Annotated in this window: 14 protein-coding genes and 1 riboswitch; of the genes, 6 read left to right on the top strand and 8 right to left on the bottom strand. The window is 42.8% G+C overall.

Annotation, left to right across the window (positions count from 1 at the left end):
- The first annotated feature begins 134 nt into the window (after positions 1-134).
- On the top strand, positions 135-944 hold the full coding sequence (locus Q4557_RS18400) for a cytochrome C (RefSeq protein WP_102440718.1): 810 nt from the start codon (positions 135-137) through the stop codon (positions 942-944).
- Between the two features lie 17 nt (positions 945-961).
- Positions 962-1,459, top strand: a complete 498-nt coding sequence (locus Q4557_RS18395; protein WP_102440704.1) for a hypothetical protein — start codon at positions 962-964, stop codon at positions 1,457-1,459.
- An 88-nt stretch (positions 1,460-1,547) separates the two neighbouring features.
- Here Q4557_RS18395 and Q4557_RS18390 read toward each other — a convergent pair whose 3' ends face one another.
- On the bottom strand, positions 1,548-1,913 hold the full coding sequence (locus Q4557_RS18390; RefSeq protein ID WP_102440703.1) for a PleD family two-component system response regulator: 366 nt from the start codon (positions 1,911-1,913) through the stop codon (positions 1,548-1,550).
- 163 nt (positions 1,914-2,076) lie between these two features.
- Positions 2,077-2,259, bottom strand: coding sequence for a hypothetical protein (locus tag Q4557_RS18385; RefSeq protein ID WP_076538754.1), 183 nt, complete (start codon positions 2,257-2,259; stop codon positions 2,077-2,079).
- A 278-nt stretch (positions 2,260-2,537) separates the two neighbouring features.
- On the opposite strand from Q4557_RS18385, the gene Q4557_RS18380 reads away from it, so the two are divergent.
- From Q4557_RS18380 to Q4557_RS18370, 3 genes are all read left to right on the top strand, one after another.
- Positions 2,538-2,804: a hypothetical protein gene (locus Q4557_RS18380; protein ID WP_303414611.1), complete on the top strand. Its 267-nt coding sequence runs from the start codon at positions 2,538-2,540 to the stop codon at positions 2,802-2,804.
- A 164-nt stretch (positions 2,805-2,968) separates the two neighbouring features.
- Positions 2,969-3,814, top strand: coding sequence for an SDR family oxidoreductase (locus Q4557_RS18375; protein WP_102440702.1), 846 nt, complete (start codon positions 2,969-2,971; stop codon positions 3,812-3,814).
- Positions 3,815-4,086: 272 nt separating this feature from the next.
- Entirely contained in the window at positions 4,087-4,401 is a 315-nt protein-coding gene (locus tag Q4557_RS18370) for a DUF3861 domain-containing protein (RefSeq protein ID WP_303414607.1), read from the top strand.
- Between the two features lie 151 nt (positions 4,402-4,552).
- Here Q4557_RS18370 and Q4557_RS18365 read toward each other — a convergent pair whose 3' ends face one another.
- The 6 genes from Q4557_RS18365 to Q4557_RS18340 all read right to left on the bottom strand — a co-directional run bounded on the left by Q4557_RS18365 (position 4,553) and on the right by Q4557_RS18340 (position 11,992).
- Entirely contained in the window at positions 4,553-5,938 is a 1,386-nt protein-coding gene (locus Q4557_RS18365) for a sodium:alanine symporter family protein (RefSeq protein WP_102440700.1), read from the bottom strand.
- 156 nt (positions 5,939-6,094) lie between these two features.
- Positions 6,095-6,227: riboswitch (glycine riboswitch) on the bottom strand.
- A 322-nt stretch (positions 6,228-6,549) separates the two neighbouring features.
- Positions 6,550-7,998, bottom strand: coding sequence for a methyl-accepting chemotaxis protein (locus Q4557_RS18360; protein ID WP_102440699.1), 1,449 nt, complete (start codon positions 7,996-7,998; stop codon positions 6,550-6,552).
- Positions 7,999-8,205: 207 nt separating this feature from the next.
- Entirely contained in the window at positions 8,206-8,769 is a 564-nt protein-coding gene (locus Q4557_RS18355) for a chalcone isomerase family protein (RefSeq protein WP_102440698.1), read from the bottom strand.
- 100 nt (positions 8,770-8,869) lie between these two features.
- Complete coding sequence (locus Q4557_RS18350) at positions 8,870-9,718, bottom strand: hypothetical protein (RefSeq protein ID WP_102440697.1); 849 nt, start codon at positions 9,716-9,718, stop codon at positions 8,870-8,872.
- 124 nt (positions 9,719-9,842) lie between these two features.
- Positions 9,843-11,033, bottom strand: coding sequence for a DUF5692 family protein (locus Q4557_RS18345; RefSeq protein WP_241900991.1), 1,191 nt, complete (start codon positions 11,031-11,033; stop codon positions 9,843-9,845).
- 56 nt (positions 11,034-11,089) lie between these two features.
- Positions 11,090-11,992: a hypothetical protein gene (locus tag Q4557_RS18340; RefSeq protein ID WP_102440696.1), complete on the bottom strand. Its 903-nt coding sequence runs from the start codon at positions 11,990-11,992 to the stop codon at positions 11,090-11,092.
- A gap of 657 nt (positions 11,993-12,649) precedes the next feature.
- Here Q4557_RS18340 and Q4557_RS18335 point away from each other — a divergent pair.
- Positions 12,650-12,982, top strand: coding sequence for a DUF6482 family protein (locus tag Q4557_RS18335; RefSeq protein ID WP_102440695.1), 333 nt, complete (start codon positions 12,650-12,652; stop codon positions 12,980-12,982).
- The last annotated feature ends 148 nt before the right edge of the window (positions 12,983-13,130 follow it).

The following is a 13,130-nucleotide window of genomic DNA, read 5'->3' as shown; positions in this document are numbered from 1 at the left end:
CCATTTTTCCTGTCTGTCATGCTTATCTCAAGCCAGAAACGTAAGTGCTGAAGATGTACTTTTTAGCGTTCTGCCAGTTATCAACACTCAGCTTAAAAGTTGGGAATAAATATAAAAATGCGAGGCAAGTGATTATGAAAACTCTAAATAGAAGACAAGCGATCAACCGTATTATTGGTATTTCTACTGCGGCAGCGGGCGGGGCACTTATCGCTAATCCTGTTATAGCGGCAGTGACCAACGTTAGCGGAGATTGGAAATTAGAAGTGGGTACCCGCTTAGCTTATAGCAAACTTGATCCCATGGTTGTGGCAAAACGTGCTTATGAAACCGGTAATGGCTGTATGTTCCAAGTATTTGATAGCATTATTCAAAGCTTGGCAGAATCAGATTCTGTTGATGCTGATAAGTTCGCCCAAGTACCAACCGCCATGGCGCATTATGGCTATGCAGGCATGCTAGGAGAAGGCACTGTTTGTGGCAATATTAACGCCACAGGTATGTTGGTTAATTTATTATCCATTAATGGTGAGCCTGCCAATGCAATGTTAAGTCAAACCATGCGTTTTTATGAATCAGAAACACTACCGTTTCAAACGGCTGAATTTATTGAAGGCATAGGCGCTGACATGACTGAGACCTTAGCTCAAGTCGGTAAACCTACAGCGGCAAATAGCACCCTTTGTCACAGCTCTATTAGTCTTTGGGCCAGTGAAAATGGTAAGTCATTTAGTGAAAAAGGCATGCGCTGTAAACAGCTTTCAGCCTCTGTGGTCTATGAATTAGTTGCAATGCTTAACAAGGCTTTTGATGGTGAGACCGTAAATGATCACCCAGTTTCAGATGCGACTCAAGATTGCCAAGGTTGTCATACATCGTCATCAACATTTGCCCCTAGTGTGCAAACGAATATGTCATGTAATACCTGTCACGGCGGCCACTAATTGCTGGGAGTAATAACATGAAACATCTTAAATTATGTAGTGTCATTGGCTTGAGTTCGATGTTGTTGTTTGGCTGTGGAGGCTCTGATGATGAAACTATCGATCCGCCAATTGAGCCACCTGTAGAGCCTCCGGTATTGACGGTCAATATTGATCAAACTGAGACCTTAACTGCTAGCTTACAATCTGTTGATGCAGAAAATGGCGCAGTGACAGTAAAACTGACAGGTGATGATGATTTGTCGGTCACTGACGCAAGTGCATTTAACCTGATTATTATGGGTTACCCTTCAAAGACGCAGTCGTCAACCAAGTACAATCTGGATTGGCATCAGGCGAGTCATGCAAATTGCATTGAGGCTGAAACCTGCTCACTTGATATCAATGAAGCTGAATCAGGGCTGTATTATTTAACCTTAGACAGTGTGAATTGGAAAACTGCGGTTGAGACTTACCGGGTAGCCTTAGAAGTTAAAGGTGACAAAGCTCATTATGAATTAGTGTTTATGGATTAAGGTACTTACCAATGTACTTTTAAGCTAGCTGTAAAAATGACAAAGCCTTTTCATTATGAAAAGGCTTTTTTACTGCTCAAATGATCGATTAACTCAGAAAGCGATCAATAGTTTTTTGCACATCATTGGGCATGATGGGCTTCGTCAGGTAATCATCAGCACCAATTTTTAAGGCTAACTCTTGATCAGATGCTTCAATGAGTGAGCTGACTACTACGATCGGAGTATTGGCGATTTCAGGCTGATCTTTAATAAACTTGATTACTTGATAGCCATTGATATTAGGCATAGTGATATCGACGAAAATTAAATTAGGGCGAATGCTTGCAAACATTTCGATAGCAGCATCGCCAGAATTTGCTGTCATAACCCGATATTCATCGCCCAAAATTGCCAGTAACAGGCCTGTGCAAACAGGATCGTCATCAATAACTACAACCGTACGTTTTTCCATTAATGCCTCATTAACAACTAGATACTCTTGGTGTTGTATTGTCATTATAGCTTAAAGCGACAGCGGAAAATGAAATATCAAGCCAGAAACAATATTGAGGGGAATTTTGTTTCTGGCATTGTCGTTATCAAACCAAGGTTTGATATTGCGGTAGTTAGTTTGCTTAGAAGGTGGCAATAGAGGCCAGGTGTGCTTCAAGTTCTGCTTCTGTGGTGGGGGTAATCTCAAGTTCAATTGAGAGCGGATCGCTACCATTAAGCATAAATGCCGCTTGTTTGTTGTGATCGTAATGAAACCATTTTCCATTGATACACACGTCGGTATAGCAGTTCGGTAGTAATTCCATGAGTACACCTATTATTTTATGTGATGGAGCTTGTAGGGTTATATTTGTGACACTAAAGCACAGTTTGAATGTGCTTTAGTGATCTTAGTCACCTTTATAAGACAATAGTTAAGCTAGGAGCACCTTGATCTGCATCAATTGAGATAGCGTTTTGTTGGATGGGAAAAGACTTTTCGTAACACAAAACACTAAAAGAGGCTTACTTTAAGTCTTATTTAGATATTAATGCTGCTTTTTGCCTATTCTTTAGGGTTAACCTTTGTTAATGGTGTTCACCAATGGTTATTCGGCTACGGTTATTCGCTAGCAGTTATTCGCCAGTGGCTATTCGGCTGTGGTTATTCGCTAGCAGTTATTCGCCAGTGGCTATTCGGCTGTGGTTATTCGCTAGCGGTTATTCGCTAGCAGTTATTCGCCAGTGGCTATTCGGCTGTGGTTATTCGCTAGCAGTTATTCGGCTGTGGTTATTCGCCAGTGGCTATTCGGCTGTGGCTATTCGGCTGTGGTTATTCGCTAGCAGTTATTCGGCTGTGGTTATTCGCTAGCAGTTATTCGGCTGCGGTTATTCGCTAGCAGTTATTCGCCAGTGGCTATTCGGCTGTGGTTATTCACTAGCAGTTATTCGGCTGCGCAAATAAGCTGCTATGCTTTAATTTTTGTAGATTGGCACTCACCGATGGATTAAATGCTTTGAACAGGAGAATATCCAATGAATATTGCTGTAACAGCAGCTAGTGGTCAACTTGGCGCTGCAATAGTAAATGCCCTGCTTGCTTTAGGCCCCAATTACAATGTAATCGCCCTTGCTAGAACCGTCGACAATGCCAAACACCTTGGGGTTGAAGTTCGCCCAGGTGATTACGATAATCTCGCTGAGCTTGAGACTTCGCTTAATGGTGTCGATACCTTATTACTGGTATCAGGTATGGCAGCCCCTGAAGCGCGTATTCCTCAGCATCGTAATGTTATTCAAGCAGCCAAGCAGGCAGGGGTTAAAAAAATTGTCTATACCAGCGTTCAAGGCGCTGAGGAAGACACTGCATTTTCTCCGGTTATTCAGAGTAATCGACAAACCGAGCTAGATGTCCAGAGCTCAGGACTTGAGTGGGTTATAGGCCGAAACGGTATCTATATTGAGCCAGATATTGAGTATATTGATAGCTACAAGGCGGCCGGCTTTATTTCCAATTGCGCTGGCGATGGCAAGTGCGGTTACACCACTCGAAAAGAGCTGGCATTTGCCTATGCCTGCATGTTGACTGAAGATAAACATAACGGCCATGTTTATAACCTCCATGGTGAGTCAATAACTCAATATCAATTGGCTGAATACTTGAATAAGAGTTTTGAGCTTAGCCTTAAATATATTCCTGTTTCAGTGGCGCAATACCGCGACGATCGCACCGCTGAACTGGGTGAATTTATGGGTACGGTGATTGCAGGTATTTACCAAGGCATACTTAATGGTAAATCAGATAACCCCAGCGACTTTACCCAAGCTGCAGGTCGTAAGCATCAAAGTTGGGATGATTACTTCTCAAGTCTTAACGCTTAAGTGTTAAAGCCCAAGCCTTAAAGCTTAATGTCGCCGTTAATGCGCGGCAATTAAAAGTTTAACGTCATAAAAAGCAGGCTGAAACTAACAAGGTCCTAGCTCAAACTAACTGGTTGCGTCTTGCTGAAGCGTAACCAGTTAATCCAAACCCTGTGTAAACCTTATAACAGCTCTCTACTGGTTAACATTGCTACAATTAAATGGTTGACAAAATCAACCAGTGCAATTATAGTTGACCTTATCAACTAGTTTCATTAAGCCGGAGAGAGATTATGATCCCTAAAATTAACCGAGAAAATCGCTACCGCATTACCGTTGAAGAGCAGATCTCAGGCCAAGATACTGGCAAAACCTTAAGCTTTGAGTTTCAAGATAGGGAAGACCTATTCAACGCTGTTGAAAATATAAAAAAGGGCAGTGGCTTAGAAGCGCCGCTTGCCACCAGAGTCGCCGTAGCCTTACGACTGTTAGGGCCTGTGATGATGCAAAACCGTAAGCATCCACTATTTTTGGATTTTATGCCTCACTTTAAAACCTTTATGAAAAATCTAAAAAGCACAGTAAAACAAACCATCACAGCTAAATAATCCCTAGGTTAATTTGATGCTTATCAAGATGATGTGTGCTGAGATAATCAGCTTTCAAAAAAGGCGCAGTCATTCACTGACTGCGCCTTTTTATTATTTAAGCCTGTTTTTAAACATTAAAAAAGGGCTTAAGGTATTTCAGTAAACCTCGTTACTTAACTGCTGAGTCCAGTGCATTGTAAGAGGCATGTTTACCTAGCTGCTTAGCAAAGTACTTGTTGGTTTCGGCTAAGATAATGTGTCTTAAACCAATAATCCCGATCAAGTTCGGAATGATCATTAAGCCATTAACGGTATCGGCCAGCATCCAAATAAGGTCTAGTTGAATAAACGCGCCGCCGGCAATCAAAGTTAAAAAGATAAACTGATATAGTTTAATACCTTGTTCACCTAAGCGTTTGCTGGTTAGGTAGTACCAACAACGCTCGCCGTAATAATGCCAACCTAGAATGGTGGTAAAGGCAAAACACACTAGAGCAATGGTCACCACATACTGGCCGACAATCACTGAGCCGCCAGAGGCAAAGGCTGCACTGGTCATTGCTGCGCCAGCAGTATCGCCATTCCACACACCGGTGATAATCAGCACTAAGCCTGTCATGGTACAAATCAAAATAGTGTCAAAAAAGGTGCCGGTCATGCTGACTAAGCCTTGCTCGACCGGTTCTTTAGTTTTAGCGGCAGCGGCCGCAATGGGCGCACTCCCTAAACCCGATTCATTAGAGAATACCCCGCGGGCGATACCAATTTGAATGGCTTGCGCCACCGTTGCGCCTAAGAAACCGCCTGCTGCAGCAATAGGGGCGAAGGCTGAGTGTAATACTAATTCAATGGCCGGAATGATTTGCTCAGAAAAGCTAAATAAAATCCACAAACAGGCCAATACATAACCTAGCGCCATAGTAGGTACTAACTTTTGCGCCACATTGGCAATGCGTTTAACGCCGCCGATCGTCACCGCAGCGACAAGGGTGGTGAGTACGAGGGCGGTAACCCAAGTCGGCACATCAAAGGCAATGGTCATGGCATCGCTAATGGCATTCACTTGGGCGAAAGTACCGATACCGAAAAAGGCTACGCCGACACCAAAAATAGCAAAAATATTGGCTAGCCACTTTAAGCCGAGACCACGCTCAATGTAGTACATTGGCCCGCCAGCAATATTACCTCTGGCATCGGTGGTGCGATACTTTACTGCCAGCATACATTCAGCATATTTGGTTGCCATTCCAAAGAAGGCTGCTAGCCACATCCAGAAAAGGGCGCCCGGCCCACCGATTTTAATCGCGGTGGCGACGCCGACAATATTACCAGTACCGATAGTGGCAGATAGCGCTGTACATAAGGCCGCGAAGGAAGATAAGTCGCCTTTGCCGCTAGCAGGTTTAAATAATAAGCTTAAGGCCAGTGGCAGCTTAAGGACTTGGAGTAATTTTAGGCGAATGGTGAGATATAGCCCGGTGCCGATCAGTAAGCATAGGGTTATAGGGCCCCAAACAATGGCATTGATATCGGCTAAAAGCGCGTGAAAATTCATGGTATTCCTCGAATATTAAACAACAAAATTAATATGGAGGAGGAAAAGAAATGGCTGGATTTGTGGTACTGAGGAATACAGCTCATGCAGGTGTTCATCATGATTGATGACATTAGGCACAGCAGAAAACGACAGTGACCATAAATGAATACAGTCATCCTCTCCTCTGTCCTTTTGCCTGAGCGTTTCGCGGCAGTTGAATTAATTCAACTGCCACTTTCGCCTTCGGCGCTGTAATGACATTAAGCTGCGAACCACTAATGCTTACAGTCTCTCCAGAGGCTCGTCCAGTAACAGTCCTCACCACTAAGTGGCACCTGAAAGAGTGGTTTATTAAATGATATCAATACCATCCAACAAACTTGCCTCGTCGGTGTGGGGTTGCTCCCCACTCTCCTGCTACCTTCATCCGAACGGATCTTTTTGCTAAGCGATTAAAAAGTTTAACAAAAAGGACTGACAGCATGCGTGATGTTACCCATGTGCTCAAGAGATCTGTATCACAGTTTTATCAACAAGCTGTTTAACTGGTTTATATTTGAACGAGTGCTAATTTCGAGTGTTCTTTGTTAGCGCTCTTTGTTAGGGTTCGTATTTACAGCTTGGCAATACTAGCTACTGACTGCCATATTCAAATCAGTTGCTAACCTTTTTAGCGTTTCAACCTGGTGGGTAAGCTTCTCGCCTTGGTTGGCAACAGACTCTGATACTTGATGAGTTTTAACAACACTGCTAGCAACTTCGGCGCTGGCAGTATTAAGTTCTTGAACTGCCTGAACTTGATGCACCATGGTATCGGCAAGTTGATTGATATCACTGAGGGTCTCTGCGACCTTAGCGATAATACTGGTGAGCTCATTACTGGATTGCTCAATGACACTTTGGCCGTGCAGCACTTCTTTTTGGCTACGATCTAACAGGCTACGAATTTCGACTGCAGAGGTATTACTCTTAGCTGACAGCTCGCGCACTTGTTCAGCCACTACTGCAAAACCGCGCCCATGCTCACCAGCGCGAGCCGCTTCAATGGCAGCATTGAGTGCCAATAAGTTGGTTTGGTCTGCCACCGAGGTAATTAAATCTGCCACTGACATAATTTCTTTATTACTGACTAAAATTTTGCTGATAGCTTCTGTAGTAGCCGCCAGTGATGAGGCACTTAGCTGAGCCTGATCATTGATAAGTTGGCTGCGATTACGTAAATCGACCACAAATGATTCTGACTGCTCAACATCTTGAGTCATCCGGCTAAGCTGTTGGTTCATTTCTTCAGCGGCGCTGGCCTGAGATTGGCAGTTTTGATTTAAATCATCCACTTGATGATGCAAGTCTTCAGATTGTGTTTCAAGTACCTCAGCCATGCTAGACAGTTGCACCGCATTGTCACCCGCGCGATGTAAAATCGACGATAATTGCTGGGCGCTTTGCTCTGCATCATTTGCGACTTTTTCTGTTTGATGCTGAGATTTTTCAGCATGCTCAATGGCTTTATTACGTTGCTTGGCGGTAAAGGCTTGGGCGATAACAATTATAATCAGTGGCATTAATAAACCAGACCAAGCCTCTGTCATGTATGCCGTATCAGACAGTTCCATAACCGGAATGCTCACCCCTTGTAACTCTAACATTAGCATCCAAGATGACGCTGCGATCACCAGCGCACTCCAAATCGTCGCCATTAAAATACCTGCAGTTAAAAAGAAGGCGATCAGTAATACCGTTAACCATAGGCTCTGACTTGAATTGAGCACACCACCGTCCTGATAAATAAGGTTCAGTGCATGTAGAGCCATACCAAGGAAACCGACATTAAGCGCGAGGGTCGGCATTTTTGCCAAGCGCAAAATTAAGCCTGCACTTATCTCGGCAATAATTAAAAATATAGAGGTGTAGATCAATAAACTATGATCAAATTGCAGCCATTTAAACAGACTGTAAAGGCCGGTAAATAGTGATAAAAGTGAGAAAAATAGAATGACTTCCACATACCTGAGTTGAGTGTCATTCCAGGTATTATTGGTCGGGAAAAAAGCAGCACGCCACATTGCCAAAGGAGTCATAAAGTTGCCTCTTATAATACAAAGTAGAAAAGGCCTAGGGGATAAAAAACCGAATACTTACCTTAGCCTAAACTAAATAATTCACATCTAAATTATTGTTTTTTTATTGATTTATTAAAATTTGTTCTAGATTTACCATGGCTAAGGTGACAGCGGCAAACAGTTATCGCCTTAGACCATGGTTATCGTCACTTTTATTGTTTTAGATCAACCTTTTAGCATCGATTTTTTTAGGCCTTTATCGGTTGGCTTTTTGCCTAACCAGACACTGAGCACCGCTTTACGGAAGTCTTCACCTGGAGTGACAGCCAATTGCTGGCCATTTTTGTAACTAATCACACCTTCACCGGGCACGCTCATTAAGGTGAATTGATCGCCTGACTTAATGGGATCAGAAAAAGAGTTGATCAAGGATTCAATACTGGCGGCAATCGGCTCCGTTTTGCCGTTTGTTGCCCGATCAAAGCCTTCATTTAAGGCATCGATCATTTTTTCTGAGGTGATCATATCTGAGGTAATATTAAGCCGAATCGCAGTTGGGGAGTCGCTATCAATCACCTGTTGTGCTTGGGTACTGGTGCTGGTGGTAAACAAAGAACCGACATATAAGTCGATAAAAAATTTACTCCGAACTCCGGCGCCGTTTAACACCATAGTGCTGTTATTTAAAGTCACGTTTTCAGGCACACTGACACCTGAAATATCAACGGCAGCTGAGGCGCTGGCACACACGAACATTAAGCTCGTTGCGGTAATAATGCGTTTAATCATGTCATCCTCCATTAAGGATTAAAAAGCGCTGCCAATACTGAAACAGTTTGGTATTTAGCAGCGAAAGAGCATTAGTGGCTATTAGTTAAAAATACACTGGCTAGAATGCGTGGTTATATTCAATCCAATAGCTATCATCAGTGCTATCACTATTGTCTGTTTTATAGTTCACTCGCACGTTTTGGCGTTTGTTCATTTGATATGCCAAAGATAATTCACCGCTAAAGCTTGCCATTTGTAAGCCGCCATCCATGATGTCATCGCTCCATGACTTGCCTTGCATTTCTTCGGTATAAGAAGCGCTTAATAGCATCCACCAGTTATCATTAAAGGCATAACGGGCATAAACCATACCGGTTAAAATGAGTGATGGAACATCAATGCCACTGCTGGTTACCGGGATGTCTGTAGCTGTAATATCTTGCATGTTATCGCCAACGACCACAGCACCGGCATATAAAATTGGCCAAATATAGAAGTTATCAGTAACCGGAATCGTCATCACAGGACCCGCTTGCACCACTGCCATGCTGCCATAAAAAGGATGGTCAGCTAGGATGGCGTCAATAGACCAGCCGGTGCCGTTTGTGGTGTTGATAGTGCCATAACGTAAACGGTACGAACGCTTGCTGGTTTCATCATTAAATGTTGGTACAAGGCCGTAATCAGGATGCTCTATCATCCCAGTAAATTTAGGGCTTTTATCACCCTCGTTAAAGATATTTTTAGCTTCGAAAATAACCCCACTCTTTTGACCTGAATCAGCGGTTTTTTCCGACAGCATTAATTGGCCTTTAATGTTCATGCCTTCACTGCCGTATGATGCGCCAATAGAGGTGTAAACATCAGTTGGATTAGACATATCAATATCTGCTTCTGTGTCAGCAGCATAAGTTAAACCAGAAGTCATTGAAGCGAGTATTGCCATACTTAGAATGCGTGTTTTCATGGTAACTCCATTATTTTGTAATTAGTTTTTAATTAGTTTTTATCATTAGCGTTATAAATTTCTGAGGACTAATCCTCGTGGTACTGGCGATAGGTTGCGCCAGTACCCATTACTTCTTCACGTTTTATTGGGCTTGGTATGAACCTGCCATTAAACGGGTGTTGGTATATTTTTTACTAAAGAATACATAAGCATAAGCAGCATTAATGATGAAACTAGCTGCACCTGCTGCCAGCATGAGTTCATCATTGCGTGGTAGTGGAACCACGTTACTTTCGTACATGAATGGGCAGCTGAAGTAGTACATGAACGAGCCTGCTAAAGTGAATGCTCGAGCCTGTAACCAAGTGCCTTTTTTAATGAATAGCGCTGGTAATGTTGCTGCGATTAGCACCATCATTTGCGCCGTCGCAGAGCCTGGGAAATTGAGGTAAACGAACACAATATTCCAAACGTCGTAGGCGATAATCCAAAATGTGGTCATTGCTGGCCAAATCATGTCTTGCTGCTTACTTTTGTCTGAGAAAATTTTCGCCCAACCTGCAAGGGTGATAATAGATAGCACACCACCAGTTGCATTGAGGATATTGGCAAGATTACCCATACTGAAGTCTTGCATTACCGCTTCTGAAATATTAATCGCGAGGAATGCAGCAGCGCCGAATTTTGCCCATTTCATATCACCGACTTTGGTAAAGCGGATTAAGGTAAATAAGGCTGCAGCACCAACAACTGAGTACAGTTTTACCCATTTGAACCAGTAGGTGATCTCATAGCTTGACCACAGTGGAATAAGCGCTATGGGTAAGATGAACCAAAAAACGTAGTTACTCCATTTGTAGCGTCGGCACATTTCGTTTAATGCAATTAAGCCAAATAGCACCAGTAATACATGCCCATAAGCGCGGTATTCATACCATTTGTGAATGTTGAAGCCATCGTCTGCTAAGGTGAAGCGGATTTCTTCACTGTCAACGTAAGTTAATGTTGCCCCATCAAAGTCATTAATCTCATCACCCGCTTGGCTGCTAATCACCACACCTGTGGCAGTTTGCTGCCAACGCTGGGTTTCGACTTTATTAAAGCCGCCAGATTGTTTAGTGACACTGACAAGATTGTTTTCAGCAAATTCCATTCGATAAAACAAGCTACCTTCGCCGGGTTTGCCGTCTCTGGTGCCTTGCCATATTTGCCCTGGTAGCGGCTGAGTTTCTACTTGATGATTAATGGCGTCATCAGCGTTAGCTACGCTGGTGATGCTTACCATCATTAACGCAAAAACCGCGCTAAAAAGTGTTATTAGTTTATGTTTCATAACAACGTCTCGTGTTGTATTAACCGAATACCGATGTGGTATTCGGTTGGAGGTGATTAGGCTGTTGCTAATTTCTTATCTTGAGCCGTTTGATCATCTTCTAATTCGCTGACTAATGGTGGTGGAGACTTTTCACCAAATGGTGGTTCACCATTTTTCTTCTGCATGGTGAAGTACCAAATTGCGAAAGGAACGTGTAAAGCAAGGTTGATGACGCCCCAGTAATACAGCACGTTATCGTTGGCCCAGCTGCTTGAATCCATTAGTGGTACAAACACGTCGCTGTTAGCGCGGATCAGTAGGTGGAATGCCAAGGTGTAAACACGCGCGATTACGTAAAGCTCTGGTCGACCTTTGATTAATGGGTATAGCTCTGCCGCCATCAAGATACAGAATGAACTTGCGAAGAACGCAGGGCTCTCACCGAATACAAAGGCTAGGTTCCAGGTGGTATAGAGGAAGTTCCATGCCGCTGTGGAATAAAACAGTAAGTCGTTTGGTTTGTCTTTACCGATAACCCAATAGACACGTTTACCATTTTTGTAGCGTGGGAAAGGAATAGTGACACAAAGAATGACACCACAGATTGCGTTAAAGTAGTTTGCTGTAGCAAAGTCTTTTAATGTGGCTTCTGCAATGTTTAACACTAAAACTGCATATAGAAATTTTAACACCCAGTCGCCGCGGAAAAACGCCAGCACCTTGTGTGGGTTTTGATGATATAGCCACGCGATACGGGCACCACCAACAACAATTGCAGTGGGGATTAATACACTGACCGTCTTAACCCAACGGAACCATCCGTCAAGTTGATCTGCCCATAGTGGGGCTGTCACTAATGAAAGTAGCCAAAAAGCGGCGGTTAATCTTGGTGTTCGGCGCATACCTTCAACCAAAACGAGTAATAAAACAATATAACCTGTCATTGATACGAAATATTGCCAGACTGGGATGTCCATAATGCCTCCGAGAGCATGTTATTTAGCAATCTATAGCTCCTAACTGATGGAGCTATGTTCAAAAAAATTCACGTTTTTGTTTAGTTCTTATTCGAATAGATCTTCAACACCCAAAGTTAGAGTAATAACTCTACTTTAGAGTCTTTACTCTAACTTAGGGTTTTAATTAGACCTTGATCTAAATCAAGTAATGATTCTGTTTTGGTTGTTACCTAAAGGTGTTTAGCTTGTTAATGTGATCGAGTTAACAGGTTGTTTAATCGCTAAATAAGTGACTATTAATTCATGGTTTCGTTAAATTTATATATTAGGTTTCCATAATTTATTCAATATTTTCAGTAAATTAGAAGTTATACAAATTACTTATGTGTGTGGGAGCCACTTTGGGAAGGGAATCGCTTTCAAGTGCTACGGGGCGGGATATATATTGGCTATTGTTGTAAACATTTCAGTAACAATTTTACTTTTAAGTGTGGGTGAAAAAGGGATTGTGACTGTGGCTGTAGTCATTGTAGTGAACAATTTTTGGACATTGAACGTAATTTATTTAACAACTCAGTGCTGAGAGCAGTCATTAAGTCTTAAATTGCCGCAGTTAGTCGCTGCAGTTAATGAAGCTTGATTTTAAGCATCAGTTATTACATCCGAGGAACCACTATGCCTAGTATAAATAAAGCCGTTAATAACCCAAGAGATACGAGTCAACATGGGCTGAATACCTTCGAGCAGTCTGTGTATAACGACAGTCAGCCAACGATCATCGGTGTGGCAGATTCGACTCACTATCTGGTGGGCGTAGTGGATGCGGATAATAACTTTTCAGGACTGACAGCAGGCAGCGCTTGCACAGTAGTTAATTCACTCGCAGAGGCTAAGACGCTGCTGCGAAGCCATTATTATTCCAGGGCTAATGTGGTATATCAAACAGCTTATGATGAAATGTGTGGTTTGGCTGCAAATGGTCATTATCATGAAAGCATAAAGCTATAACAATTATCCTTTGGTTACCAATGCTTTGAACTGTGCGGCTTGGCCTGCGAATGGCCACTATTAACCAGCACGAAAGCATAAAGCTATAACAATTATCCTTTGGTTACCAATGCTTTGAACTGTGCGGCTTGGCCTGCGAATGGCCACT

The sequence above is a fragment of the Shewanella sp. 5_MG-2023 genome (assembly GCF_030547465.1).
Lineage (GTDB): Bacteria > Pseudomonadota > Gammaproteobacteria > Enterobacterales > Shewanellaceae > Shewanella.
Note: the sequence above shows the minus strand (reverse complement) of the source record. Positions and strands in the feature narration are given on the sequence as shown.

What these genes read in the sequence shown, in the direction of transcription:
- Q4557_RS18400 (WP_102440718.1), top strand. Translation starts at nt 135, where the DNA reads ATGAAAACTCTAAATAGAAGACAAGCGATCAACCGTATTATTGGTATT.
- Q4557_RS18395 (WP_102440704.1), top strand. Translation starts at nt 962, where the DNA reads ATGAAACATCTTAAATTATGTAGTGTCATTGGCTTGAGTTCGATGTTG.
- Q4557_RS18390 (WP_102440703.1), bottom strand. Translation starts at nt 1,913, where the DNA reads ATGGAAAAACGTACGGTTGTAGTTATTGATGACGATCCTGTTTGCACA.
- Q4557_RS18385 (WP_076538754.1), bottom strand. Translation starts at nt 2,259, where the DNA reads ATGGAATTACTACCGAACTGCTATACCGACGTGTGTATCAATGGAAAA.
- Q4557_RS18380 (WP_303414611.1), top strand. Translation starts at nt 2,538, where the DNA reads ATGGTTATTCGGCTACGGTTATTCGCTAGCAGTTATTCGCCAGTGGCT.
- Q4557_RS18375 (WP_102440702.1), top strand. Translation starts at nt 2,969, where the DNA reads ATGAATATTGCTGTAACAGCAGCTAGTGGTCAACTTGGCGCTGCAATA.
- Q4557_RS18370 (WP_303414607.1), top strand. Translation starts at nt 4,087, where the DNA reads ATGATCCCTAAAATTAACCGAGAAAATCGCTACCGCATTACCGTTGAA.
- Q4557_RS18365 (WP_102440700.1), bottom strand. Translation starts at nt 5,938, where the DNA reads ATGAATTTTCACGCGCTTTTAGCCGATATCAATGCCATTGTTTGGGGC.
- Q4557_RS18360 (WP_102440699.1), bottom strand. Translation starts at nt 7,998, where the DNA reads ATGACTCCTTTGGCAATGTGGCGTGCTGCTTTTTTCCCGACCAATAAT.
- Q4557_RS18355 (WP_102440698.1), bottom strand. Translation starts at nt 8,769, where the DNA reads ATGATTAAACGCATTATTACCGCAACGAGCTTAATGTTCGTGTGTGCC.
- Q4557_RS18350 (WP_102440697.1), bottom strand. Translation starts at nt 9,718, where the DNA reads ATGAAAACACGCATTCTAAGTATGGCAATACTCGCTTCAATGACTTCT.
- Q4557_RS18345 (WP_241900991.1), bottom strand. Translation starts at nt 11,033, where the DNA reads ATGAAACATAAACTAATAACACTTTTTAGCGCGGTTTTTGCGTTAATG.
- Q4557_RS18340 (WP_102440696.1), bottom strand. Translation starts at nt 11,992, where the DNA reads ATGGACATCCCAGTCTGGCAATATTTCGTATCAATGACAGGTTATATT.
- Q4557_RS18335 (WP_102440695.1), top strand. Translation starts at nt 12,650, where the DNA reads ATGCCTAGTATAAATAAAGCCGTTAATAACCCAAGAGATACGAGTCAA.